The 24206-nt window shown below is 62.3% G+C and carries 21 protein-coding genes and 1 pseudogene; 8 read left to right on the forward strand and 14 right to left on the reverse strand.

The annotated features are described in order from the left end of the window. Window position 1: 1 nt before the first annotated feature. Together ctaA and MK745_RS08590 are read right to left on the reverse strand one after the other, a co-directional pair. Window positions 2-1150 carry a heme A synthase gene (ctaA, locus tag MK745_RS08585; RefSeq protein WP_243612873.1) on the reverse strand — a complete coding sequence of 383 codons (1149 nt, stop codon included), beginning with the start codon at window positions 1148-1150 and terminating at the stop codon, window positions 2-4. 87 nt (window positions 1151-1237) lie between these two features. Further along, a complete protein-coding gene (locus MK745_RS08590) occupies window positions 1238-1984 on the reverse strand; it encodes an RNA methyltransferase (protein WP_243612899.1) in 747 nt (248 codons plus the stop codon). A 204-nt stretch (window positions 1985-2188) separates the two neighbouring features. On the opposite strand from MK745_RS08590, the gene MK745_RS08595 reads away from it, so the two are divergent. From MK745_RS08595 to MK745_RS08610, 4 genes are read left to right on the forward strand one after another with little or no spacing between them, the layout of a single operon-like run. Continuing rightward, window positions 2189-2809: a thiamine phosphate synthase gene (locus MK745_RS08595; RefSeq protein WP_243612874.1), complete on the forward strand. Its 621-nt coding sequence runs from the start codon at window positions 2189-2191 to the stop codon at window positions 2807-2809. 23 nt (window positions 2810-2832) lie between these two features. Beyond that, complete coding sequence (locus tag MK745_RS08600; protein ID WP_243612875.1) at window positions 2833-3726, forward strand: PfkB family carbohydrate kinase; 894 nt, start codon at window positions 2833-2835, stop codon at window positions 3724-3726. Continuing rightward, complete coding sequence (locus MK745_RS08605) at window positions 3723-4664, forward strand: pseudouridine-5'-phosphate glycosidase (RefSeq protein ID WP_243612876.1); 942 nt, start codon at window positions 3723-3725, stop codon at window positions 4662-4664. The genes MK745_RS08600 and MK745_RS08605 overlap by 4 nt, the downstream gene beginning before the upstream one ends. Before the next feature lie 52 nt (window positions 4665-4716). Next, window positions 4717-5415: a DUF502 domain-containing protein gene (locus MK745_RS08610; protein WP_243612877.1), complete on the forward strand. Its 699-nt coding sequence runs from the start codon at window positions 4717-4719 to the stop codon at window positions 5413-5415. Here the strand turns inward: MK745_RS08610 and MK745_RS08615 are convergent. After that, window positions 5408-6448 (reverse strand): patatin-like phospholipase family protein, encoded by a 1041-nt coding sequence (locus MK745_RS08615; RefSeq protein ID WP_243612878.1) that lies wholly within the window; start codon window positions 6446-6448, stop codon window positions 5408-5410. The genes MK745_RS08610 and MK745_RS08615 overlap by 8 nt on opposite strands. Before the next feature lie 63 nt (window positions 6449-6511). Next, window positions 6512-7285 (reverse strand): 3-hydroxybutyrate dehydrogenase, encoded by a 774-nt coding sequence (locus MK745_RS08620; RefSeq protein WP_243612879.1) that lies wholly within the window; start codon window positions 7283-7285, stop codon window positions 6512-6514. 321 nt (window positions 7286-7606) lie between these two features. On the opposite strand from MK745_RS08620, the gene MK745_RS08625 reads away from it, so the two are divergent. Next, a complete protein-coding gene (locus tag MK745_RS08625) occupies window positions 7607-9421 on the forward strand; it encodes an extracellular solute-binding protein (RefSeq protein WP_431978964.1) in 1815 nt (604 codons plus the stop codon). On the opposite strand, the gene MK745_RS08630 is transcribed toward MK745_RS08625, so the two are convergent. The 3 genes from MK745_RS08630 to MK745_RS08640 all read right to left on the reverse strand — a co-directional run bounded on the left by MK745_RS08630 (window position 9418) and on the right by MK745_RS08640 (window position 12811). Further along, complete coding sequence (locus MK745_RS08630; RefSeq protein ID WP_243612881.1) at window positions 9418-10770, reverse strand: cytochrome P450; 1353 nt, start codon at window positions 10768-10770, stop codon at window positions 9418-9420. The genes MK745_RS08625 and MK745_RS08630 overlap by 4 nt on opposite strands. Beyond that, window positions 10767-11984 (reverse strand): hypothetical protein, encoded by a 1218-nt coding sequence (locus MK745_RS08635; protein ID WP_243612882.1) that lies wholly within the window; start codon window positions 11982-11984, stop codon window positions 10767-10769. The genes MK745_RS08630 and MK745_RS08635 overlap by 4 nt, the downstream gene beginning before the upstream one ends. Window positions 11985-12055: 71 nt before the next feature. Then, on the reverse strand, window positions 12056-12811 hold the full coding sequence (locus tag MK745_RS08640; RefSeq protein ID WP_243612883.1) for a cytochrome c biogenesis CcdA family protein: 756 nt from the start codon (window positions 12809-12811) through the stop codon (window positions 12056-12058). 93 nt (window positions 12812-12904) lie between these two features. Here MK745_RS08640 and MK745_RS08645 point away from each other — a divergent pair, with 93 nt between their 5' ends. Next, on the forward strand, window positions 12905-13129 hold the full coding sequence (locus MK745_RS08645) for a sulfurtransferase TusA family protein (protein WP_243612884.1): 225 nt from the start codon (window positions 12905-12907) through the stop codon (window positions 13127-13129). Between the two features lie 173 nt (window positions 13130-13302). On the opposite strand, the gene MK745_RS08650 is transcribed toward MK745_RS08645, so the two are convergent. The 7 genes from MK745_RS08650 to purC all read right to left on the reverse strand — a co-directional run bounded on the left by MK745_RS08650 (window position 13303) and on the right by purC (window position 22668). After that, window positions 13303-16089 carry an Rne/Rng family ribonuclease gene (locus MK745_RS08650; protein WP_243612885.1) on the reverse strand — a complete coding sequence of 929 codons (2787 nt, stop codon included), beginning with the start codon at window positions 16087-16089 and terminating at the stop codon, window positions 13303-13305. A 624-nt stretch (window positions 16090-16713) separates the two neighbouring features. Continuing rightward, window positions 16714-18048, reverse strand: a complete 1335-nt coding sequence (locus MK745_RS08655) for a sigma-54-dependent transcriptional regulator (RefSeq protein WP_243612886.1) — start codon at window positions 18046-18048, stop codon at window positions 16714-16716. 8 nt (window positions 18049-18056) lie between these two features. Further along, the gene (locus tag MK745_RS08660) at window positions 18057-19814 is read right to left on the reverse strand and encodes a sensor histidine kinase (RefSeq protein WP_411028143.1); all 1758 of its coding nucleotides are present in this window, start codon (window positions 19812-19814) and stop codon (window positions 18057-18059) included. Between the two features lie 37 nt (window positions 19815-19851). Further along, window positions 19852-20520 carry a phosphoribosylformylglycinamidine synthase subunit PurQ gene (gene purQ / locus MK745_RS08665; protein ID WP_243612888.1) on the reverse strand — a complete coding sequence of 223 codons (669 nt, stop codon included), beginning with the start codon at window positions 20518-20520 and terminating at the stop codon, window positions 19852-19854. A 12-nt stretch (window positions 20521-20532) separates the two neighbouring features. After that, window positions 20533-21576 (reverse strand): alcohol dehydrogenase catalytic domain-containing protein, encoded by a 1044-nt coding sequence (locus MK745_RS08670; RefSeq protein WP_243612889.1) that lies wholly within the window; start codon window positions 21574-21576, stop codon window positions 20533-20535. Between the two features lie 3 nt (window positions 21577-21579). Continuing rightward, window positions 21580-21810, reverse strand: a complete 231-nt coding sequence (purS, locus tag MK745_RS08675) for a phosphoribosylformylglycinamidine synthase subunit PurS (protein ID WP_243612890.1) — start codon at window positions 21808-21810, stop codon at window positions 21580-21582. Between the two features lie 93 nt (window positions 21811-21903). Next, entirely contained in the window at window positions 21904-22668 is a 765-nt protein-coding gene (purC, locus tag MK745_RS08680; protein WP_243612891.1) for a phosphoribosylaminoimidazolesuccinocarboxamide synthase, read from the reverse strand. 159 nt (window positions 22669-22827) lie between these two features. On the opposite strand from purC, the gene MK745_RS08685 reads away from it, so the two are divergent. Together MK745_RS08685 and MK745_RS08690 are read left to right on the forward strand one after the other, a co-directional pair. Beyond that, a complete protein-coding gene (locus MK745_RS08685) occupies window positions 22828-23142 on the forward strand; it encodes a DUF1476 domain-containing protein (protein ID WP_243612892.1) in 315 nt (104 codons plus the stop codon). A gap of 138 nt (window positions 23143-23280) precedes the next feature. Further along, window positions 23281-24206: pseudogene (locus MK745_RS08690) on the forward strand (YbhN family protein); the annotation flags it as partial.

Below are 24206 nucleotides of genomic sequence, written 5' to 3' on the forward strand. Positions count from 1 at the left end.
GTTAGCCTTCTCGGATCGAACGTGTGACGGGATAATGCGACAGGAACCGCGCCCGCAGGATCAGCACCCAGACCACGACCGCCATCACCTGATGCACAATCGCGATATGGACCGGCGCCGCATAAAGCACCGTCGCAATCCCAAGCACGACTTGCACAAGGATCGCCGCAATGACCGTATTGAAGGCAAATTGCGTCCCCGCATGGGCCGAGGCCCGCCCCCGACGCCAGACGACCACTGCAAAGATCAGGAACAGATAGCCCCAGATACGGTGAATAAATTGCACAAGGCCCGGATTTTCAAAGAAGTTCTTCCAAAGCGGCTCGATCATGAAGGGTTTGGGCGGAATGACCTGCCCGCCCATGAGCGGCCAATCGGTATAGGACCGCCCCGCGTCGATCCCGGCAACCAGCGCGCCAAGGATGATCTGCACGAAGGCCGCATGCAAAAGACCGGTGGAGAGCGAGAACAGCTTCGCCTCCTTGCCCCGCCGCGCCTGCATCAGGTCGCGCTCTTCGCGCCCAAGCAGGAAGACATACCATGCAATGAAGCCGAGGATGATGAACGCAAGGCCAAGATGCGTCGCAAGCCGATAGGATGCGACCGAGGTCATGCCCTCGCCCGATGTCACGCCCGAGGCAACCATCCACCAACCCACGGCCCCCTGTAGCCCGCCAAGCGCCCCAATGAGGAACAAACGCCCGGTCCACCCGGTCGGAATCTTACGCGCAAGGGCAAAGCCCGCAAAGCCAAGAGCCCAGACAAGACCGATCACGCGACCGATCTGACGATGCCCCCACTCCCACCAATAGATTTCTTTGAAATCTGCAAGAGTCATCCACTGATTTTGGATCTGCCACTGATCTATTTGTTTGTATTTATCAAACTCTGCCTGCCACGCGGCCTCGCTCATCGGCGGCATAGCCCCAGTGACGGGGCGCCATTCGGTGATCGAAAGCCCGCTATCGGTCAGCCGCGTGAGCCCCCCGACCGCGATCATCACCACGACCATCGCAAACAACACCATCAGCCACGCTCGAATGCCGCGCCGCGCGCCGCGATGGCCTTTGTCGATCACGCCAACCGCTTTTGAGCTAGACGGGCTGCCGCTGTCGTTCACGTCTTCGAAAATGCTGCGTTTCTGGCTCATCCTGGCGTCCTTGTCCCAGTTCTGCTGAGGAGATCACGGGGGGAGATTAGGGCGGCCCCCGCCCGCCTTCAAGGCGTGGCGCGCGGTTTAGTCGCCGCGTTCCTTCCAGCGCACCATTTGCCGCATGATGCCATGCAGCATCTGCACATCCGCCCGGGTGAGGCGCATCCGGCTCCACATGTTGCGCAGGTTGATCTTCATGCCCTCGGCCTTCTCCGGCGGGAAAAAGAACCCAGCAGTCTCGAGCCGGTCTTCGTAATGGGTCTGAAGTGCCGCCATCTCGGCATGGCTGGCCCACTCTGTCTTGGCCATATCGACGCGCTCCGGTGCGGCATCACTCACGCCGCGCTGCCATTCATAGGCTGTCAGCAGCACACATTGCGCAAGGTTGAGCGAGGCAAACTCCGGGTTCACCGGCACGTTGATGATCGCATTGGCCCGCGCGATATCGTCGTTTTCAAGCCCTGCGCGCTCTGGCCCGAACAATACGGCAACCTTTTCGCCCGCCGCGATCTTCTCATGCGCCATCTGCATCGCGCGTTCCGGCGTTACCACCGGCTTGGTGAGGCCCCGCGCCCGCGCCGTCGTGGCAAAGACATAGTGGCAATCCTCAAGCGCCTCATCCGTTGACGCACAGAGCCGCGCCTCGTCAAGAAGCCGCCCCGCGCCCGAGGCCATGGCGATCGCCTTCTGGTTCGGCCAGCCATCGCGCGGCGCCACGACGCGCATCCGGTCGAGGCCGAAATTCCACATCGCCCGCGCCGCGCCGCCGATATTCTCGCCCATCTGGGGGCGCACGAGCACGAAGGCAGGCTGGGGTGTCGGGCTGGGCATCGTCATCTCCATGAAAAATCCCTCCGCTCTTAGCCCTGCCCCGTTTGAGAGACAACCCGCCCGCTCTTCCTCTTGCCGCAAATATCCCCGCCGGAGGCCTCCAATCTCTTGCACAAAGCCCCCCAAGATGCGCTCCAAAGACATAGCCAAGCTTCGTTTTCCACGGTATAGCAACGGGATGACTACCAAGAACGGAGCCCGAAGATGGCCGAAACCGAGCTTCCCCAAATCTACCTCATCACGCCGCCCGAATTCGAACTCGGCCGGTTCCCGGATCAGCTTGCCCGCACCCTCGATTCCACCGAGATCGCCTGCGTCCGCTTGGCGCTTGCGACGCGTGATGAAGATCGGATTTCCCGTGCCGCCGACGCCCTGCGCGAAGTCACCCATGCCCGCGACGTGGCACTGGTGATTGCCGAGCATGTGATGCTTGCAGAACGGCTCGGTCTTGACGGGGTACACCTGACGGATGCGGCCCGTTCTGTGCGCAAAGTGCGCAAGGATCTCGGCGATGATGCCATCGTCGGCGCCTTCTGTGGCACCTCGCGTCATGACGGCATGAACGCGGGCGAAGCGGGGGCGGATTACGTCTCTTTCGGACCCGTCGGCGCAACGCCGCTCGGCGACGGAAGTCGCGCCGAGCATGAACTGTTCGAATGGTGGTCGATGATGATCGAACTGCCCGTGGTCGCAGAAGGCGCGCTTGATCTCGAGATGATCCGCACCCTCGCGCCGGTGACGGATTTCTTCGGCATTGGCGAGGAAATCTGGCGCGCGGATGACCCGGTGGCCCAGCTTACCGCCTTTCGCGACGCGTTCTGCTAATCTCCAAGAAGGGCGCGCGCGACATGGCCCATGACCCGGATATCCTCTGCATCGGCTCCGTCCTCTGGGACGTGATCGGACGCACGCAAGTGCATATGCGCAAAGGCGGCGACGTGCCGGGCCGTATTATCCGTCTGCCTGGCGGCGTGGCAATGAACATCGCCATGACCCTGTCGCGCTTTGGACTGCGCCCCGGTCTGCTGACGGCAATTGGCCGCGACCGCGAGGGCGAAGAGCTTCTGGCGGCGGCGCGGGGCATGAACATGGTGACGGATCATGTCTATCGCTCCGATGACTTGCCGACGGATCAATATATGGCCATCGAGGGCGCCAACGGCCTCGTCGCCGCGATTGCCGATGCCCATTCCCTCGAGGCCGCAGGTGACAGGATCCTGCGCCCGCTCGCCAACGGCATGCTTGCCAGCCCCGAGGCCCCCTATCCCGGCTTGATCGCGCTTGATGGCAACCTGACGCTGGCGCTTCTTGAGAAGATCGCCACCGATCCGCTTTTTGCCCGCGCCGACCTGCGCGTCGCACCCGCGAGCCCCGGCAAGGCAACCCGCCTCCTGCCTTTCCTGACCCACGGGCGCGGCATGCTCTATGTCAATCTCGAAGAGGCGGGCCTGCTCTGCGAAGCGGCGTTCGAAACCTCCGAGGAGGCCGCCAAAGCTCTCGTGCGCCGCGGTGCGGAACGGGCCCTTGTGACGGACGGTGGGAACCCCGCCTCTGACGCCACGGCGCAAGGCGTGGTGAGCCAAACCCCGCAGGAAGTGCTTGTGACCCGCGTCACTGGCGCAGGTGATACCTTCATGGCCGCCCATATCGCCGCCGAAGCCTCGGGCAGCGACCGCGCCCAAGCGCTCGACCGCGCCCTCACGGCAGCGGCGCATTACGTGTCTGGAGGCGACGCCAAATGATCCCTCTCACCTTCTCCGCCGACGTATCCGAGGCCCGCGCGACCGGTGCACCGATCGTCGCGCTTGAAAGCACCATCATCACCCACGGCATGCCCTGGCCTCAGAACCTCGAAATGGCCCAAAGCGTCGAGGCCGAAATCCGTGCCCATGGCGCAACCCCGGCGACAATCGCCGTGATCGACGGCACGCTGCATATCGGCCTCGAGGCGGATGCGCTTGAAACCCTCGCCCGCACCGAACACGCCGCCAAACTCTCACGCGCCGATCTCGCCGTTTGCATAGCCGAGGGCGGCACGGGCGCGACCACCGTCGCCGCGACCATGATCGCCGCGCATCATGCCGGGATAGACGTTTTCGCCACCGGTGGCATCGGCGGTGTACATCAGGGCGCAGAGACAAGTTTCGACATTTCCGCTGATCTCTCGGAACTCGCCCAAACCCCCGTCAGCGTGGTGTGCGCCGGGGCCAAGGCCATTCTCGACCTGCCAAAGACGCTCGAAGTGCTGGAAACAAACGGCGTGCCGGTGATCGCCTATGGGCAGGACAGCTTTCCCGCCTTCTGGTCCGCCACCTCGCCGCTGCCTGCGCCTTTGCGCATGGATGACCCGGCGACGATGGCCCGCGCGCACCTCATGCGCGCCGCCCTTGGCCTTCCCGGCGGGCAGTTGATCGCCAACCCGATCCCGCAGGCGGATGAAATCCCTGCCGAGACCATGGCCCCCCTGATCGCCAAGGCGAATGCCGAGGCCGCCGCCCAAGGCATCACCGGCAAGGCCGTGACGCCCTTCCTGCTCTCGCGCCTATTCGACCTCACCGAAGGACGCTCTCTCGAGGCCAATATCGCGCTCGTGCTGAACAACGCCCGGCTTGCGGCGATAATCGCCCGCGAAATCACCACTCTGCGGAAAAGAGCAGCACCAGAAGCGCTCAGCCGTTGATCCTGCCCGCAACACCGCCTAATTATGCGGGGCAATAGCGCTGGAACCGCCCATGACGACCCCCTTTGACGACGATCCACATCCCGTGCGCAAGCCCGGTCCCTTTGCCGGGCTTCGTGCCTCGTTCCTGACCGGCATCGTCGTGATCGCGCCTGTCGGCCTGACGATCTGGCTGATCTGGACGATGATGGGCTGGGTGGATGGTTTCGTCCTGCCTTTGGTGCCGGATCGTTTCAACCCCGAGAAGTATATCGGCATCAACCTGCGCGGTGTCGGGCTGATCATCTTCTTCCTGTTCACGATCATCGTTGGCTGGATCGCCAAGGGGCTGATCGGACGTTCGCTGATCCGTTTTGCAGAAAGCCTTGTCGACCGCATGCCGGTCGTGCGCTCGATCTATTCCGGCGCCAAGCAGATCGCCGAAACGGTCTTTGCCCAGTCTGAGCGCAATTTTGAGAAGGCCTGCCTGATCGAATACCCCCGCCGCGGCATCTGGGCCATCGGCTTTATCTCGACCGAGGCCAAGGGCGAAATCGCGCGCCACGCGCATGGCGATGGCCAGATGGTGAGCGTCTTTGTCCCGACAACGCCGAACCCGACCTCTGGCTTCCTCTTGTTCTTCCCGCGCCATGACGTGATCGAACTTGATATGTCGGTTGAGGACGCGGCCAAGCTGGTGATCTCGGCAGGGCTGGTCTATCCCAACCCCAAAGACCCGAGCAAACCCGCCGAGGGCAAAAAGTCTAAGTGAACATTTCCTGAAGGTTCACCGACCCGCGCGCACCAAGGTCATCCTTGTGCGCCGCAAGGAATACCGTCGCCGCTGCCTTGCCCGCCTCTTTCAATTCCGAAAGGATATAGGGCGTCGGCATGGATTTCGTTGCCACCGACAGATCATTCATCAGCGCATCATCCGAGATCATGTGCAGCTTGACGTTCTTCATCTCGCCCTCGGCAATCGCCCCTGAGGCGATCAGGCGCTGCACAAAGGAGATTGACCGCAATTCGCCCAAGAGCGCCGCGTTGAAACTGATCTCGTTGATCCGGCTTTGAATCTGCTGCGGCGTGACGGGCTTCTCCGTGCGCTCAAGCGGATTGATATTAATGATGACGATATCCTCCGGCAGCGCTTTGTCATAAAGCGGGTAAAGCGCCGGATTGCCGGTATAGCCGCCATCCCAATAGGCCTCTGGCTCTCCCGTCTCTGCATCGGGGATTTCGACCGCCTGAAACATTGTCGGCAAGCAGGCCGAAGCCAGGATCGCGTCGGTAGTGATCTCATCGCCCGTAAAGACCCGCGCCTTGCCGCTACGCACGTTGGTTGCGCAGATAAAAAGCCGCGGCCCCTGATCTGCACAGACCTCGTCATAGTCAAAGGCATCGACCACCGGGCGCAGCGGATTGCTATAAAACGGCCCATAGGCATAGGGCGAGACAAGCCGCGCCATGGTCTCTGCCACGGAATATTGAAGCGAGTATTCCAAGGCCCGTGCCACATTGGCCACGCCGGGTCCGAAATTCGTCATCCAGTTGACGAGGCGCATATCGCCGATCGCCCCCATCCGCGCCCAAAGCGCCTCGAGATTGGCAATCGCGCCCTCTGGCCCACCCTCCAGGAGACCGGACTTCACCGCCGCGCCATTGAGCGCACCTGCCGATGTGCCCGACATGCCCGCGATCTCGATATCCGGGTCGCGCAGGAGCACGTCCAACACGCCCCAGGTAAAGGCCCCATGCGCGCCGCCCCCCTGAAGGGCGAGGTTGATGCGTTTCTTTGCTGTCACGGCATCCTCTCGGCCAACCGGGCCGCCCGCCACGGACGGCCCAACCCTTGCAGATAGGTGGGCTTAGAGCGCGGTCCAGCCGCCATCGACGCTGATCGTCGTGCCGGTGATCTGCGCCGCCGCGTCCGAGCAGAGAAAGACGGTCGTGCCGCCAAGCTGTTCAACGGTGGCGAATTCCTTCGACGGCTGGCGCGTGAGCATCACGTTCTTCACCACCTCTTCGCGCGTCATGTCATATTCGCGCATCGTGTCGGGGATCTGCGCCTCGACAAGCGGCGTCAATACATAGCCCGGACAGATCGCATTACAGGTGATCGGCTCCTGCGCGGTCTCAAGCGCGACGGTCTTGCTCATCCCGACAACGCCATGTTTGGCCGCGATATAGGCCGCCTTGTAGGGCGATGCCGTCAGCCCATGCGCCGAGGCGATGTTGACGATCCGACCCCAGCCCCGCTTGCGCATATGCGGCAGCGCCGCAGCCATGGTGTGAAAGTTCGAGTTCATGTTGATCGCAATGATCGCGTCCCATTTCTCGACCGGGAATTCGTCAATCGGGCTCACATGCTGGATCCCTGCATTGTTGACGAGGATATCGCACCCCCCCGCGGTCTCGATCAGGGCGCGGCACTCGTCGCCCTTGGACATGTCGGCCTTGATGTAGCGCGCGGTGATGCCGAATTCTTTGCCGATCGCGTCGGCCAGCGCGTGATCTTCGTCCGAATCGGTGAAGGAGTTCAGAACCACATCCGCCCCGGCCCGTGCCAGTTCGCGCGCGATTCCAAGGCCGATCCCGGAATTGGAGCCGGTGATGATTGCGGTTTTTCCTGCGAGTGTCATGTCATGCCTCATTCGTCTTGCGTTCGCGCACACCCTAGCATGCTGCGCTCGCAAAATAAGGGGAATAGCGGCGCTTGCGTATTCTTACGGAGGTCTGCGCGAGGACTGAGCCACAGAGGCAAACTCAGGCCAAAAAAAACCCCGGCACAAGGCCGGGGTATAGTCATTGAGGCAGGTTTCATACAGGCAAGAAACCTATCGAGCAGTGCCCCCTTTATAAGCAATCTCACGCCGACCTCCAAGCCAAAAGTTTGAAATCACTGGAATCCCCGGGTAGCTTGAAGCTCAATAAAAACAAAGCCGAGCGGGATTGTTCCGGATATGGAGCCAGTGAGTTTCCTTCGAAAGCGGTGCAAAACCGCCGCCATAGCCCTTCTTTGCTTGAGTCACGGCCTATACGCCGAACCAAGCCACGGCATCGCCATGTACGGAGACCCGGCCCTGCCGCCCGGTTTCGCGTCTCTCCCCTATGCCAATCCAGACGCCCCCAAGGGTGGCAGAATCGTCACGGGGAACACCGGTGGATTCGATTCGCTCAACCCGTTCGTGCGCAAAGGCACCGCCCCCTGGCAGCTCCGATTCTTTACCCACGAATCGCTGATGGGGCGAAGCTGGGACGAACCGTTCACGCTTTATGGTCTGCTTGCCGAAACCGTCGAGACCGCGCCAGACCGCTCTTGGGTCGAGTTCACCTTGCGCGAAGAGGCGCGTTTCTCTGACGGAAGCCCCGTCACCGTCGAGGATGTGATCTGGTCTTTCGAGACGCTCGGCACCCGCGGCCACCCCCGTTACCTCTCGTTCTGGACCAAGATCGACAGCATTGAAGCCACCGGCCCCCGCTCCGTCCGCATTGCCTTCAATACCGAAGACCGCGAACTTGCCCTGATCGCGGGCCTGCGCCCGATCCTCAAAAAGGACCAGTGGCAGGACAAGGACATCACCGAAGCCGCGCTCGACGAGGTGCCGATCGGCTCCGCCCCCTATACGGTGACGGACTTCGAAGCCGGCCGCCACGTGACCCTTACCCGTGATCCCGACTATTGGGGCAACGCCTTGCCACTCCAACGCGGTATCGCCAACTTCGACGAGATCCGTATCGACTTCTACGGCGATGGCGACGTCCTCTTCGAAGCGTTCAAAGCGGGCGAGATCGACTACTTCCGCGAGTTCAACGCCGAGGCCTGGGCCAATCACTATGATTTTCCCGCCGTCGCCTCGGGCGAGATTGTGAAATCGGAAATCCCGCATGGCAAACCTTCGGGTATCACCGGCCTCGTGATGAACACCCGCCGCGCGCCGTTCGATGATATCCGCGTGCGCGATGCGCTCCTGCACGCCTTCAATTTCGAGTTTATCTCCGACACGCTGACCGGCGGACGCCAGCCGCGTATCACCTCCTATTTCTCCGGCTCTGCTCTGGCCATGCAGGATGGCCCCGCAAGCACCGAGGTCGCCGCACTCCTTGCGCCCCATGCCGAGAGCCTCGCGCCCGACGTCCTCGAGGCCTACACCCTACCCGCCTCCAAGGGCGGCACGCGCAACCGGGGCAACATGCGCAAGGCTATGCAACTGCTCTCCGAGGCAGGCTACGAAGTGCGCAACGGCGTGATGACCGACGCGAGCGGCACGCCGCTCCGCTTTGAAATCCTCCTGCGTCAAGGCGACAAACAGGACAAAGCGATCACGGATATTTACCGCAAGTCCCTCGAAAAGCTCGGGATTTTCGTTGATGTGATGGAAGTCGACAACGCGCAGTATATCCAACGGATCAATAGCTTCGACTATGACATGACCGACTATCGCCGCGCGATGTCCCTGTCGCCCGGCAATGAACAGGCGCTCTACTGGGGCAGCGACGCCGCCGCGCAAGAAGGCTCGCGCAACGTCCCCGGCATCCGTTCCGCCGGGATCGACGCAATGGTCGCCGCGCTCACCAACGCGAAATCGCCCGAAGAGTTCCAGACCGCCGCCCGCGCCCTCGACCGCGCCCTGACAACGGGCCGCTACGTCATCCCGATCTGGACTTACGCCGTGGGTCGCATCGCGCACAAAAGCCGCCTGCACTACCCCGAGCGCCTGCCGCTCTATGGCGACGGCGTGGAATGGCTTCCGGGTGTCTGGTGGTCCGAAGATTAACGGGGTGTGAGCCGGAGCCAGATCCCGTCTTTTGACCGCACCGTGAGATAGGCCACCGGCACAGGCTCCGGCCCCACCGCCTCAATGCGGAACTGCTTGAGGATCATCGAGAGCAACAACGGCCCCTCAACCATGGCAAACCCCGCCCCGGTGCAGACGCGCGGCCCCTCCGAGAACGGCATATAAGCCTCCCGCGCGCATTGTCGGCCATTCTCCGTCTCCCACCGCGTCGGATCAAACCCGTCCGGGTTGTCCCAGAGCCGCTGATGGCGATGCAAATGCCACGGCGACAGGACCATCTGGCTCCCGACCGGAATATTACGGTCCCGGAACCGCTCCGGGCAGGTGCTCTCGCGCACCATCATCGGCACCGGCGGATAAAGCCGCAGAGACTCGCGGAACACGTCCCGGCTCACCTTGAGCCGTTTCATCACTTTGAAATCGCATTCCCCGAGCACCTGCGCCTCTTGTGCCACCTTCTCCTGCCACTCCGGGAAGATCGCCATGAGATACAGCGTCCAAGCCAGCGCCGAGGCGCTCGTCTCATGCCCCGCAAGGAAGAAGATCGCCACCTGATCGACCATATCCGCCGCCGAAAGCGTCTCGCCCGTCTCCGGGTCGCGCGTGGTCATGATCTTGGTGGCAAGGTCATCCGGCGCCGTGCCCGCCTCGATCTCCGCCATCCGCTCATCCGTGAGCTGCTTGATGAGCCCCCGGATCATCTTGGCCGATGCCTTGGTGCTGCGCCGATGAAACCGCGGCATCCATTTCGGCAATTTCAAGAACGCCCCGATATTGAGGATCGGCTGGCTGCGCTGGTAGTCGCGAAACTCCTCGAACACCTGCCCCGCAACCTCATGTTCGATCGGGATCGAGAACAACGTGCGAAAGATCACATCCGCCGCCGCATGGCTCGCTTCTGCTTCGATCTCGACCGGCGCGTCGGCCATCCGTTGAAGCCGCGCCACCGTCGCCGCACCCGCGTCCCACATCGCCGGGAACGTATCGCGCAACCGCCCACCCTCAAAGGCCGGGTCAATGATCCGCCGCTGCTGCTTCCAAACCTCCCCGTTGGTGAGGAACACCGAATTGCCAAGCAAGGGCCGCAGCCCCTCGCTGATCCGCCCGCTTTTCGGGAAATCGTCCGGCCGTTCCTTGAGCACCGTTTTGATAAGCCGCGCATCGTTCAGCAGGTAAGAGCGAAAGAACGGCGTGCGAAACTCCGCCATCCACGCGCGGAAAAGCCGCTCGGGCTGCGACGACAGAAGATCGGCCCGAAACAGCATCATGTATTTCAAGAGCGAGACTTTCGCGGGCCGCGATGGCGGTTTTGGTGGCATCCGTGTCATGGGCGCACTCCCCGGAACTTGTTCACCGGGCGTTCAATCCGGCTCTTGGATGGGGCGCGTTCCTCAAATCGATCTGCCAACGTCATTGGCCCCGCTGTAATGCGGAAATAGTCATAGTCTCCGGGCTGATCGAAGGCACAGAGATACTGAAAATGAAGCCGAAAAAACCGCCAGCGCAGCGCCTTCCAGCGTTCTGGACTAAGGGTTTGGGTAAAGGCCGCCGAAAGGACGAGCGGCCAGCGTTTGCCCGAGCGCGGCGCCACGCCGGTGACGCTCACCGGATCACAAAGCGCAAAGGCACATCCATCGCCCGGCGCCGTCACATCCACCCATGTCAGCTCATCGCGCGTGCAGAGATAGGCCAAATCCGTGCGCAACCGGTGCGCCTTGGGCAGGAAGGACACCATCGGCACCACTTGACCGAGTGACAAGAGCCCAAGCGCGGGACCGTTTTCCGGCACCCGCCCGTCGCGGATCATATCGGCCAAGATCGACACCGCGAGATGCGCCCCCGAGGAATGGCCAACGACAAGCACCTCGTCATAACCCTTCCCAAGCGCCTGCGTGATGCGGTCGGCAAATTCCGCCATCCGCGCCTCAAGCTCGGGCGGATGCGCCCCCTGCCAACGCGCCGAATAGGCATAATCATGCATCAGGTAATAGGCGAAGAACTTGTTGTCCCTCCGCCGAAACCACTCGAGCAAGAGAGGCACAATCAAAAGCCCCGCCCAACCGGCCCATGCGGGCGCCACTATGGTGATCGCCCGCCCAAGACCGTAAGCCGCCATGAGCGCCAGCCCAAGCTGCACCAGAAGGAACACCACCGGATAGAGCGCCGCGATCACCGGTCCCTTACGAAGCCGCATCAGCCGCCAGAGCGCGCCCGTGCCGATATAGGTCCAAGCTGTGCGCGCCAATTGCAGGTAGGTGCCGGGGATAGAGTTCGACATGCTGTCGCGCACGATGTCGGACCAGACGAGCACCTCGACATCCGTCTGTGCGGCCGCGCCGTCCATCTCGCCCGCGACATGCCAACCATAAGGCCCACCCGTCGTCTTCGCCGACAGCGTGATCTCATAGCCGGAAATCACCGCCTGCGCCGCGCCTTCCTTGCGATAAAGCTCACGGTAGCGACGCGGGTGAATGGGATCGTAGCCGGGAATATAGAATACCCGACGGCGCTGCACCTGTCTGTGATGGCTCTCTTGGCCCATGGCTCACCTCGTTGGCCGGACTGTAGCCCTGCTTTTCGGCGCAAGTAAGACCAAACAAGGCCGCCTTTGGATCAGCCGAGTGTCGCCAGCGCCGGGAAGGTCTCCAAGAGCCAGTAGCTCAGGCTCGAGAAGGCACCAGTGACAAGCATCACCCCGACTAGAAGCAAAAGAACGCCCATGATCTTCTCAATAAGCCCCATATGCCGCTTGAGCCGGTTCATCACCCCCATCGCCCGCGTCAGGAAGATCGCCGCAAGCAGAAACGGAATGCCAAGCCCCGCCGCGTAAACCCCGAGGAGAAGCGTGCCGCGCGCGACCGAGGCCTCTCCCGCCGCCAGCGACAGGATCGCCCCAAGCTGCGGCCCGATACAGGGCGTCCAGCCAAAGGCAAAGGCAAGGCCAAGCACATAAGCCCCAAAGGCCGATCCACCCCCCTCGCCCGCATCGATCCGCGCCTCGCGATCCAGAAAGGGAATGCGGAAGACATTGAGGAAATGCAGGCCGAAGATGATCACCACGACGCCGGAAATCCGCGCGAAAAGAACCTGGTTCTGTAAGAAAAACGCGCCAAAGGCCGAGGCGGTGAAGCCGAGGAAAAGAAACACCGTCGACAGACCCAGCACAAAGAACAGGGCCGCAAAGATAACCTGCCGCCGCGCCGCACGCTCCTGTCCTGTCATATCGGCCATAGAGACCCCGCTCATATAGGCAAGGTAAGGCGGTACGATCGGCAGCACACAGGGGCTCAGGAACGAGATGACCCCGGCAAAAAGCGCGACGAACATTGCAGGCAGAAGTCCTGCGTCGATGATATCGATTCCAAACATACTTCCCACTTAATCCATCGCTGCGCCGCCGTCACCTGCCCGTCATGTCACATCCTTGTGGACAGCCCGTCGCCTCGCGCATATGTGACTGGCATGACTGAAGAGATCGACGCCATCGGGCTGATCTGCCCCCTGCCCGTCCTGCGATTGCGCAAGCGGATGAAGCCCTTGCCCGCGGGAAGCCGCGTGCGCCTCCTGGCCAGTGACCCCGCCGCCGTGATCGACGTGCCGCATTTCTGCGCCGAGGCGGGCCATCACCTGCTCGAACAGAGCCAAGACGGCGACACCCTCATCTTCGTCATCGAAAAATCTGCCTGACGCAGGCGCGATCTCCCCCTCTTCACCTTTGCGAAAATACTCCCGCCGGAGGCATCTGACCGGGCCACAGACGACACCTTCTGCAAAGGGGCCCGCCCGCGCCACAAGCATCAAAGGAAAAGCCCGGGGGTCGATCCCCCGGGCTTTTCCATCTTGTTTCCTAAGAATAAGGCCTAGCCTTTAGACCACCAGCCACGGCGTTTCGGCTTGGGCTTGGCCGGCGGTGTCGGCTCTTCTGCAACCTCCACCTCATCGGCCTCCAGCGCTTCAGGCGCCTCCACGGCGGCGTCTTCCGGCGCCTCTTCGGCCGGCTCTTCAACCACGGGTTCAACCGGCGCAGCCTCTGCCTCGGCGGGCTCCTCCGCAACCGGCGCGGCCTCTATTGGCTCCTCGGCCATTGGCGCGGCCTCGGTGGCGTTGCTCGGCATCTCCTCGGAGGTGTCGGTGCTGTCGGTCTCGCTTGTGGCGTCCCCGGTGTCTTTGCCGGTCTCTGCATCGGCTTCAGCAGTGTCGCCAGCTTCCTGCGATCCATTCTCTTCGCCGTTCTGATCGTCAGACTTGCGACGGCTGCGGCTGCGCGAACGGCGGCGACGGCGCTTCTTCGGCTTCTGTTCGCCCTCGTCTGTCGACGGGGTTTCCACAGTCTCCTGCGCGACCTCTGCCTCTTCCTCGCTGTCAATCTCGCTCATCAATGCGGCATCGGCAGACACCACAGGCGCGCTTGCCTCGGAGACGGAACGGGTCGCGGTCTTGAACTTCTCAAGCGAGAAATCGGGCGACACAAGATGCGCATCCCCTTCAATCCGCACCGAAAGCCCATAGCGCGCTTCGATCTGCGCCACGTGCTCGCGTTTTTGGTTCATGATATAATTGGCGATATCAACCGGGCATTTGACCAGAACCTCGCGGCTGCGACGGCGTGTGCCCTCTTCCTCAATCTGGCGCAGGATCGACAGCGCAAGGTTGTCGTCCGACCGGATCAGGCCGGTGCCATGGCAATGCGGACAGGGCTGGGTTGTGGCTTCGATCATGCCGGGGCGCAGACGCTGACGGCTCATCTCCATCAGACCAAAGCCCGAAATCCGCCCCACCTGAATGCGGGCGCGATCGGTCTTGAGCTTGTCTTTCATGCGCTTTTCGACGGCGGCGTTGTTCTTGCGCTCGTCCATGTCGATAAAGTCGATGACGATCAGGCCCGCAAGGTCACGCAGGCGCAGCTGACGTGCGACTTCTTCCGCCGCTTCAAGGTTGGTCTTGAGCGCGGTTTCCTCGATCGAGCCTTCCTTGGTCGCCCGGCCAGAGTTCACGTCGATGGCAACAAGCGCCTCGGTGACACCGATGACGATATAGCCGCCCGACTTGAGCTGTACGGTCGGGTTGAACATCGAGCTGAGATAGCTCTCGACCTGATAGCGCGCGAAAAGCGGCAGCGCGTCATGGTAGTTCTTCACGTTCTTGGCGTGGGACGGCATGATCATCTTCATGAAGTCCTTGGCGATGCGGTAGCCGCGCTCGCCCTCGACCAGAACCTCGTCGATCTCGCGGCTATAAAGATCGCGGATCGAGCGTTTGATAAGGTCGCCTTCCTCGTAGATCTTCGCAGGTGCGATCGACTTGAGCGTCAGCTCGCGGATCTGCTCCCACATGCGCTGAAGATATTCGTAGTCGCGCTTGATCTCGGTTTTGGTGCGCTTGGCGCCCGCGGTGCGCACGATCAGACCCGCGCCCTTCGGCACGTCCAGCTCGCCCGCGATCTCCTTGAGCTTCTTGCGATCCGCCGCGTTGGTGATCTTGCGGGAAATCCCGCCGCCGCGCGCCGTGTTCGGCATGAGCACACAGTAGCGGCCCGCCAGCGAAAGATAGGTCGTCAGCGCAGCACCCTTGTTGCCACGCTCTTCCTTGACCACCTGCACCAGCATGATCTGGCGCACCTTGATGACCTCTTGGATCTTATAACGACGCGGGCGCGGTTTGCGCGGCGGACGCAGTTCCTCGTGGTCATCATCATCGGCGACGGACTCGATGGTTTCGTCCTTCTCGGCCGCGTCCGACTTGCGCGACTTCGACCGAGAGCTGGTCTTGCGCGACGTGGTTTTCTTCTTCGGCTTCTTGTCTTCGCCCTCGTCCTCAGACACGGCGTCCGGTGCAGTCTCGCCAGCGTCTTCCGCCTGGGCGGCTTCTGCCGGGGTGTCCTCTGCCGGGGCTTCTGCTGCGCGCTCGGTGTCCTCACCAGTCTCAGGATCGCGCGTCGCAAGTGCGTCTTCGCCTTCGGTCGACATCGCCATGGTCTTGCCAGTGTCGTTGTCGTCCTCAGCATCCCCGTCGGCAGTGCCCTCGTCGGACGCTTCCTCAACAGGAGCGTCTTCCGCGGCCGCCTCGACGGTCTCTTCCAAAGCGTCTTCGGTGGCCTCGACCGCCTCTTCGGGCTCCTCGACCGGCGTGTCTTTCACGAAATCGACCGGCGCGTGCCCTTCGAGCGTGTCTTCGCCCGCATCTTCGCCAAGGTCAATGGTCTCCATCCCTTCGATGGTCTCGGTCGTGTCAGCCGCCACCTCGGGCTTGGCCGTCTCGTCCTTATCCTTCGACCGCGACCGCGACCGGCTGCGCGACCGCGAGGAGCGCGAGGGTTTCTTGGTCTCTTCTTCCTCGTCGCGGGCCTTCATGGCTTCTGCATAGGCGTGCTCTTCTTCGAGAAGCGCCTCACGATCCGCGACCGGGATCTGGTAGTAATCGGGATGAATCTCGGAGAACGCGAGGAACCCGTGCCGGTTTCCGCCGTAATCCACGAAGGCCGCCTGAAGCGACGGCTCAACCCGTGTTACTTTTGCGAGATAGATGTTTCCTGCAAGCTGGCGCTTGTTTTCGGATTCAAAGTCGAACTCCTCAACCTTGTTTCCGTCGACCACCACGACGCGGGTTTCCTCCGCGTGGGTGGCATCGATGAGCATTTTCTTTGCCATGTAAGATGTCTTTCGGCACCAGACAGCGCGCCACCTCCCCTTCGGGAAAGGTGTCGGTCGGTCGGGTGATATCTTGAGGCGAGCGGTTCGGCGCAGGCGGCGGTCGCAAGCGCACCATGGGCAAAAGCCCCTGTGCCTGCGTTTCTTCGTGCCTGTGCGCGTTGCATCGCGTTTCTTCTCCGGCGCATGAGACGGACCGTGCCATCCTTGCGCCCATTTGTATCCCGCGAGCCCTGTCGAGGGTGTCGGGACGGTTCGTGCCGAGGTTTTGTCATTCCATGCGGCGGTATCGGTCTGTGCTGCAAGAGGTGCTTTGCCGATCGTCGTCCTATGCGTCGACCCCAGAAGCTCCAACTCCCGCATACAGCGAATCTTTGTCACGCGGTTTCCGAATGCGCCCATAGGCGACAAGACGGACCTGCGTCCCTATATCAGTAGTGATGCATGGGCGGTTAGACAACACGCAAATTGATCGAAAGGTCATTTTCGCCCCTCCAAAGGGCAAATCATGTCCCCAAAAGGCACATTTAGACCAAACTTCCACCAAAGCGGGCCCCGTCTCGCGCGGCCCACGTCAAAGGGTGTCCTTGCAAAAAGCCTGTCAAACGGCGCCTCTCTTTGCCCCTAGAGGTAGTCCGCCCGCTGCAATCCGTACTTGGCCATCTTCTCGTTGAGCGTCCGGCGCGGCAGGCACAATTCCTCCATCACCGCCGCGATCGAGCCCTTGTGGCGGCGCATCGTGTTGTCGATGAGCATCCGCTCGAACGCTTCGACATATTCCTTGAGCGGCTTGCCCTCGGTGGTCATCAGCGGCTGCATTTCCTCGTGATCGTTCATCAGAAGCGAGGCAATCGTGCCCTCGCCCCGCCGGCTCTGAAGCACAGCGCGTTCGGCAAGATTGATGAGCTGACGCACGTTCCCCGGCCACGGCGCTTGCAAAAGCTGCGCCGCCTCCTGCGCGCTGACCTTCGGCGCGTCACACCCGTAGTCATCCGCAAACTGCTCTGAGAGCCGCGTGAACAGAGTCAGGATATCCTCGCCCCGTTGCCGCAGCGGCGGCACGGTGATCTTCAAGGCGGCAAGGCGATAGAACAGATCAGGTCGAAGCGCATCTTCGCAGGTCCGGTCCTGCTCTTGCATGTTGGAAATGGCGATGATCCGGGTTTCGGCAGGCGCGCCTTGTTCGTTGATCACATTGAGTAATTTCGCCTGAAGTGCGTCCGAGAGCGTCTCCACATCTTCCAACACAAGCGTCCCGCCGCGTGCTTCCTCAACCGCGGGCAACTGGCTGTCTTCTGGCTGCATCGGCCCGAAAAGCCGCCGCGACAAGGCCTCTTCCTCATAGGCGCCACAGCTTATCAGGACGAATTTCTTCCCGGCCCGGCTGCCCACCGCATGAAGCGCGTGCGCCACCAGCGTCTTGCCGGTGCCGGTCTCCCCATCAATGAGCACATGGCCATCCGCCTGCCCAAGGTCGAGGATATCCTCCTTGAGACGCTCCATCACCGGGCTGGCGCCAATGAGTTTCTTCATCAACTGCCCGCCATCGGACAATTCCCGGCGCAGCGCGCGGGCATCAAGCGTCATCCGCCGCGCATTGGTCGCTTTCTTGGCAAGCTGGCTCATCCGGTCGGGGTTGAACGGTTTCTCAAGGAAATCATACGCCCCCACGCGCATCGCCTCGACGGCCATCGGCACGTCGCCATGGCCGGTGATCATGATCACTGGAAGCGCCGAGTCCGCGCCCATGAGCTTTTTCAGGAACTGCATCCCGTCCATGCCCGGCATACGAATATCCGAAATGACAATCCCCGGATACTCTGGCCCAAGCGCCTTGAGCGCGTCTTCCGCGCTGGCGAATGTCTCGGTGTCATACCCCGAAAGCGCAAGCCATTGGCTGATTGACTGGCGCATATCCTGTTCATCATCGACGATCGCGATCTTCATACCCTGGGCCATTGTTATTGTTACTCCGCTGCCTCGATATCTTCACTCAAGATAGGAAGCTGCACTTCGAATACAGCCCCCCCATCCTGACCATTGCGCGCCGAAAGCCGACCGCCGAGGTCGCTGACGATCCCCGAGGAGATCGCGAGCCCGAGACCGACGCCATCGCCGGGCTGCTTGGTGGTAAAGAACGGTTCGAACAGATCATCGAGGTTCTCAATCCCCGGACCATTGTCGCGCACCGTGAGTGTCGCTGTCTCGCCCGCGGCGAGGATGATCTCGATTTCCGGATCGGTGACGCTTTCCGTCGCATCAAGCGCGTTGCGCAACAGGTTGATGATCACCTGTTCAAGCCGCACCCGATCCCCCATCACCCGCACATCGTCATCCGGCACGATCCGGCTGATACGCACATGGCGTTGTTTGAGCTGCGGCTCCATCATCGACAGGGCCGAGGCCAGTGCCTCGTTGAGCGCCACAGGCGCGAAATCATCGCCGCCTTTGCGCGCATAGGACTTGAGCTGCTTGGTGATCGAGCCCATCCGCTCAATCAGATCGTCGATCCTCTGGAACGACGAAAGCGCCTCTTCCGGCCGGTTGCGACGCACAAGAAGACGCGCGCCCGCAAGATAGGTCTTCATCGCCGCGAGCGGCTGATTCAACTCATGGCTGACCGCCGCCGACATCTCGCCAAGCGCCGCAAGCTTCGAGCTTTGCGCCAGCGATTGTTCGGCCACGGCAAGGCTCTCCTGCATCCGCTCCCGCTCGGCGATTTCCCGCTGAAGCCGCAGGTTCAGCGCCCGCAGGCCTGCCGATTCCTGTTGGAAAATCGCCATGCGAAGCGCGGTCTTGCGGCTCAGGAGATAGAAGGCCAGCGCCACAAGGATCGCAAACCCCATGATCTCGAGCGCCAGAACCGCGTTCACCTTCTCGCGCACGCTGGTGTAGGTCGTGAAAGACGTCATCCGCCAGCCGCGGAAGGGAATCCGCGCATCCTCGCGCATCACGCCCTCGCCCTGGATATAGGCATCCGCCGGGATTTGCGTCCAATCCGTGGTCGCCTGAAGGGCGCGCTCAATGGCCCCCTCTGCGGGCTGTCGCGCCAAGGCCTCCGCCTCCGTCAGCCCACGCCAGCGTGGTTCGGTCGCAAGGATAATGACGCCCTCGCTATTGGTCACGAAAAGAGCGTCCGAAATACCGGCCCAGGCGCGCTCGAACTGTTGCAGGTCGACCAGAACGGCAATCACGCCAAGCGCCTGCCCCTGCGCCTCAATCCGGCGCGCATAAGTGAACTGAAACGCGCCGCTTTGCCCACGTTCCAAGGAGAAAACCGTTACGTTCGACCGCATCGCCGTCAAATAGAATTCTGCGTCACGGTAGTTGCGACCGATCTCCGTGCGCTCGGTCGAGGCCACAGCCCGCCCATCCGCGTCCAGCATCACGAAAGACGCGGCCCCGATCTCTTCCACATAGGAAATAAGCCGCGCCGTCGACTGCGAGAAATCGCCCGTATCGAGCGCAGTGATAAGCGCCGGATCCTTGGCAAGAAGCTGCGGCACGATGGCGTTGCGGCGCAGCTCGGCCATGAGGTTGCCCGAGTAGAGCGCAAGGCGCAATTCAGCCCGGTTGCGGGTATTGGCTGTGAACCGATCTGTCAGAAAGGAGTTGGTGATCCAGATGGTCACGGACGCCGCGACCAACAGCACCACAAGCGCCACGCGCGCGCGCCATCCCGGCGCACGTCCCGGCTCGTTCGAAGGGGGCGGCATGGCATCCATGACGCCCAGATTACGACGCCCCGCTTGGGGCCTCAAGTCACGCCGTGGCGAGTTGGTCCATGAGCGAGCGGAACATTGCCACCCCATCGGTGCCGCCATGGCCATCATCCGCCGCCCGTTCCGGGTGCGGCATCATGCCAAGAACGCGACGGTTCTTGGAAATCACGCCCGCGATATCGGCGACCGACCCGTTGGGGTTGTCGGTATAGGTAAAGGCGATGCGCCCCTCATCCTTCAACTGCGCAAGCTTTTCGTCGGTGACGAAATAATTGCCGTCATGGTGTGCAATCGGAATATCGATCTCTTGGCCGACCTCATAGCCCGCCGTGAAGGGCGTTTCCGCGTTCTCGACCCGAAGGCCCACGGTCTTGCAGATATACTTCAGCCCCGCATTGCGGCGCAGCGCGCCCGGCAGGATCCCGGTCTCTGTCAGGATCTGGAACCCGTTACACACGCCAAGCGCATAGCCGCCGCGCTCGGTATGAGCGATGAGCGATTTGCAGATCGGCGAATTGGCCGCGATCGCGCCACAGCGCAGATAGTCGCCAAAGGAAAAGCCGCCCGGCACCCCCACGATATCAAGCCCCTCGGGAAGCTCCGTGTCCTTGTGCCAGACCATAGTGACATCCGCACCCGCGCGCTCAAGCGCCACGGCAAGGTCACGGTCACAGTTGGAACCGGGAAAAACGATAACGGCAGCACGCATCTTGGCTTACTCCTAGGTCTCGAAATCAGTGATCACCGCCACGCCCGGAGGCGCGGGGCGGTCAAACGCGGCAAGCTCATCGCTCGCCTGTGAAAGGGCAATCCGGCGGGTCACAAGCGGCGCAAGGTCCACATGTCCCCCGGACAGAAGGTTAAGAAGCGATGGATAGCGCCAACTTGGCATGCCGCGCGTCCCCATCACGTTAAGCTGCCCGGAATAAAGCACATCCATCGGCAGGGTCATACTGGCATGATCGCCCGCAGGCATGCCGATCTGCACCATCCGGCCAAGCTTGCGCAAGCTGCGCATCGCGGTTTTCGTCGTCGCTTCGACGCCAAGCGCCTCGACGGCCACATGCGCGCCGCCGCCGGTGATCTCGCGGATCGCCTCGGCCGCATCGCCCGTCGCGGCGTTGACAACCGCATCCGCGCCCATCTCGCGCGCATACGTCAGCTTGTCCTCGACCACATCAACCACCACGACCCGCGCGCCAAGCGCCCGGCCCAGCATCAGCGCCGAAATCCCGACACCACCACCGCCGATCACGGCCAGCCATTCGCCCGGCTTCAACTCGGCCCGCCCGACAAGCGCCTGCCACGCCGTGGTGACACGGCATCCCAAGGCGGCCGCGATCTCCGGCGCCATCGTCTCGGGCAGCGCGGTCAGGTTCGCATCCGCGTGGGCCACGGCCACATATTCCGCGAACGCCCCATCGCAGGTAAAGCCCGGCAAGACCTGATCGGCACAGATCGTCTGATGCCCCGCCGCGCAATCCGGGCATTGCCCACAGGCAAGGATAAACGGCGCAATGACCCGGTCGCCCACGGCCCACCGCGTCACGCCCGCACCCACCGCGACAACCTCGCCGCAATATTCATGCCCCGGCACCATCGGCAGCCGCACATCCGGGTCCGCGCCCGTCCAGCTATGCCAGTCCGACCGGCACACGCCACAGGCCAACACGCGCAGCACGACACCCCCCGCCATCGGCGTCGGGTCCGGCAATGTGGTCACCTCGAGAGGGGCTCGGAACCCTGTGAGATGGGCCGCGCGCATGGCTTAGCCAAGCTCGATCTTGTAGCTTTCGATCACCGTATTCGCGAGGAGCTTTTCGCACATCTCGGTCACGGTCGCCTCGGTGGTGCCCTCGGCCAGGTCCAGCTCGATCACCTTGCCCTGGCGCACCCCCTCGACCCCGTCAAAGCCGAGCGAACCAAGCGCGTGACGCACCGCTTCGCCCTGCGGATCGAGAACCCCGTTTTTCAGCATCACATAGACACGCGCTTTCATCTGTCTTCTCTCCGGTCTGGCCAATCCCGAAGCCCCGGCTTCATCTTGGCAATAATACTCAAAATCCCCCGCCCGAACCTCGGGCGCACGGGCTTAGTTGACGAGCGTCGGCTTCGATCCGCTGCCGCCGGTGCCCTTGGGCATAACACCAAGGCGCCGCGCCACTTCTGCATAGGCATCGGTCAGATTGCCAAGATCGCGGCGGAACACGTCCTTGTCGAGCTTACGGCCCGTCTCCATGTCCCAAAGCCGGCAGCTATCGGGGCTGATCTCATCGGCCACCACGAGGCGTTGAAAATCACCCTCATAGATGCGGCCAATCTCGATCTTAAAGTCGATGAGCTTGATGCCGACGCCATACATCACGCCCGACATATAGTCATTGACGCGCAGGGCGAGGCCGAGAATGTCGTCCATGTCCTGCTGACTGGCCCAGCCAAAGGCCGCGATATGCTCTTCCGAGACCAGCGGATCGCCAAGCGCATCATCCTTGTAGCAATATTCGACGATCGGGCGCGGCAGTTGCGTGCCCTCCTCGATCCCGAGGCGCTTGGAAAGCGACCCGGCGGCGAAATTGCGCACGATCACCTCAAGCGGGATGATCTCGCAGGAACGCACAAGCTGTTCGCGCATGTTGAGGCGCTTGAGGAAGTGGGTCGGTACACCGATCTGGTTGAGACCGGTCATGAAATACTCGCTCAGGCGGTTGTTGAGCGCGCCCTTGCCGTCGATCACGTCCTTCTTTTCCGCGTTGAACGCGGTGGCGTCATCCTTGAAGTACTGAATGATCGTACCCGGCTCCGGCCCCTCGAAAAGAACCTTGGCCTTGCCCTCGTAAATCTTCTTGCCACGCGCCATCTGGGATCGCTTTCTGTTGCTGCGGGGCCGACTCCCCACTTGTCAGCGCCCTCTTAATCCATGGCTGTCATTGTCGCAAGCACAGCCAACCTCTTGCAGCGATACACAGACCTGTGCAAGAAGGACGCAACGCCAACATTTGCAAAGGGATTGATGCGGATGAGCACCTTTGACGACCGTGAAAACGCCTTCGAAAACAAATATGCCCATGACGAAGAGATGAAATTCAAGGCAGAAGCACGCTGCAACAAGCTGCTTGGCCTCTGGGCTGCCGAAATGCTCGGCAAATCGGGTGAAGAGGCCGAAACCTATGCCCGCGACGTGATCATCGCGGATTTCGAAGAAGCCGGCCATGAAGACGTGGTGCGCAAGGTTGCGGGCGACCTTGAGGGCAAGGCCGACGCCGACACCATCCGCGCCAAGCGCGAAGAGCTGCTGCTCGTCGCCAAGGACCAGGTGATGAAAGAGGTCTGAGCCTCTCTCACATCACCCCACCTTCTAGAAACGCGCTCCTTCGCTTGGGGCGCGTTTTTTCGTGACAAATTGATGCGTTAAGTGGCGCTTCATGGCTCTCCCCTAGCCTCCTTTCTGGGAGTCACCGGGGAGAATCCATTGCATCGAGATCAGACACGCGCCATCGCGCGCCCAGCCCTGCGCAAACTGCTGCGCCCCTTTCTGAGTGCGGGCCTTCTGCTCGCCTGTGCCGCGCTGCTGTCGGCCCGCCTCGAAGGGCTCGATCTGGCCGCACTGCGCCGGGCTTTTGGCGGGGTCACGCTGGACCAATGGGGCCTTGCCGCGCTTGCCACGGGGCTGAGCTTTCTTGCTGTGGCGCGCTACGATGTCATCGCGCATCGCCATTTCGCGACCCATTGCCCGGCCCCCCGCGCCGCGCTCGCCGGGGCCAGCGCCATCGCCTTGGGCCAAACCCTTGGCGCGGGCGTCGTGGTGGGTGCCTTGGTGCGTTGGCGCATGGTGCCGGGATTGTCGCTGCCGCTGGCCGCGCGCCTGTCGCTTTTTGTCGCGCTGAGCTTCCTTGCCGCGCTCCTCGTCACGATCGCACTTGTCCGCCTCACCGTCCCCACCGCGCCATTACCCGCCGGGGTGGCTGTTCTGATCCTAGTGGCGGCTCTGGCGCTTGTCGGAACCGCCTTCTTCGCCCCGACGCTTTGGATCGGACGTCACCGCCTGACGTTGCCAAGCCTGCCTGCGCTCTGGGCGCTCTGGCTGTTCTGCTGCCTCGATACCGGCCTCGCCGCGTTTGCCCTCCATTGCCTTCTACCGGCGGAGGTCGCGCTTTCCTTTGCCGCCTTCTTCCCGGCTTTCCTGCTCGCCCTCGGTGCGGCGATCCTGTCCGGCACGCCCGGCGGCGTCGGCCCGTTCGAACTCGCGCTCTTGGCGCTCCTGCCTGCGACACCCGAGGCCGACCTGATCGCCGCGATCCTCGCCTTTCGCATCCTGTACTACGCCTGTCCGGCCCTAATCGCGGCGGCGCTTCTTTTCCGCCGCCCCGATGCGGCCCCCGACGCCCCACTTACCAC

Origin of the sequence: Shimia aestuarii (assembly GCF_022814865.1) — a bacterium.
Taxonomy (GTDB): domain Bacteria; phylum Pseudomonadota; class Alphaproteobacteria; order Rhodobacterales; family Rhodobacteraceae; genus Shimia; species Shimia aestuarii_A.

Coding starts and splice junctions, on each gene's coding strand:
- MK745_RS08660 (WP_411028143.1), bottom strand. CDS start 19,814: ATGGATGCCATGCCGCCCCCTTCGAACGAGCCGGGACGTGCGCCGGGA.
- MK745_RS08640 (WP_243612883.1), bottom strand. CDS start 12,811: ATGTTTGGAATCGATATCATCGACGCAGGACTTCTGCCTGCAATGTTC.
- MK745_RS08610 (WP_243612877.1), top strand. CDS start 4,717: ATGACGACCCCCTTTGACGACGATCCACATCCCGTGCGCAAGCCCGGT.
- purQ (WP_243612888.1), bottom strand. CDS start 20,520: ATGCGTGCTGCCGTTATCGTTTTTCCCGGTTCCAACTGTGACCGTGAC.
- MK745_RS08645 (WP_243612884.1), top strand. CDS start 12,905: ATGACTGAAGAGATCGACGCCATCGGGCTGATCTGCCCCCTGCCCGTC.
- MK745_RS08685 (WP_243612892.1), top strand. CDS start 22,828: ATGAGCACCTTTGACGACCGTGAAAACGCCTTCGAAAACAAATATGCC.
- MK745_RS08625 (WP_431978964.1), top strand. CDS start 7,607: ATGGAGCCAGTGAGTTTCCTTCGAAAGCGGTGCAAAACCGCCGCCATA.
- purS (WP_243612890.1), bottom strand. CDS start 21,810: ATGAAAGCGCGTGTCTATGTGATGCTGAAAAACGGGGTTCTCGATCCG.
- ctaA (WP_243612873.1), bottom strand. CDS start 1,150: ATGAGCCAGAAACGCAGCATTTTCGAAGACGTGAACGACAGCGGCAGC.
- MK745_RS08600 (WP_243612875.1), top strand. CDS start 2,833: ATGGCCCATGACCCGGATATCCTCTGCATCGGCTCCGTCCTCTGGGAC.
- MK745_RS08670 (WP_243612889.1), bottom strand. CDS start 21,576: ATGCGCGCGGCCCATCTCACAGGGTTCCGAGCCCCTCTCGAGGTGACC.
- MK745_RS08635 (WP_243612882.1), bottom strand. CDS start 11,984: ATGGGCCAAGAGAGCCATCACAGACAGGTGCAGCGCCGTCGGGTATTC.
- MK745_RS08650 (WP_243612885.1), bottom strand. CDS start 16,089: ATGGCAAAGAAAATGCTCATCGATGCCACCCACGCGGAGGAAACCCGC.
- MK745_RS08595 (WP_243612874.1), top strand. CDS start 2,189: ATGGCCGAAACCGAGCTTCCCCAAATCTACCTCATCACGCCGCCCGAA.
- purC (WP_243612891.1), bottom strand. CDS start 22,668: ATGGCGCGTGGCAAGAAGATTTACGAGGGCAAGGCCAAGGTTCTTTTC.
- MK745_RS08605 (WP_243612876.1), top strand. CDS start 3,723: ATGATCCCTCTCACCTTCTCCGCCGACGTATCCGAGGCCCGCGCGACC.
- MK745_RS08620 (WP_243612879.1), bottom strand. CDS start 7,285: ATGACACTCGCAGGAAAAACCGCAATCATCACCGGCTCCAATTCCGGG.
- MK745_RS08655 (WP_243612886.1), bottom strand. CDS start 18,048: ATGGCCCAGGGTATGAAGATCGCGATCGTCGATGATGAACAGGATATG.
- MK745_RS08630 (WP_243612881.1), bottom strand. CDS start 10,770: ATGACACGGATGCCACCAAAACCGCCATCGCGGCCCGCGAAAGTCTCG.
- MK745_RS08590 (WP_243612899.1), bottom strand. CDS start 1,984: ATGCCCAGCCCGACACCCCAGCCTGCCTTCGTGCTCGTGCGCCCCCAG.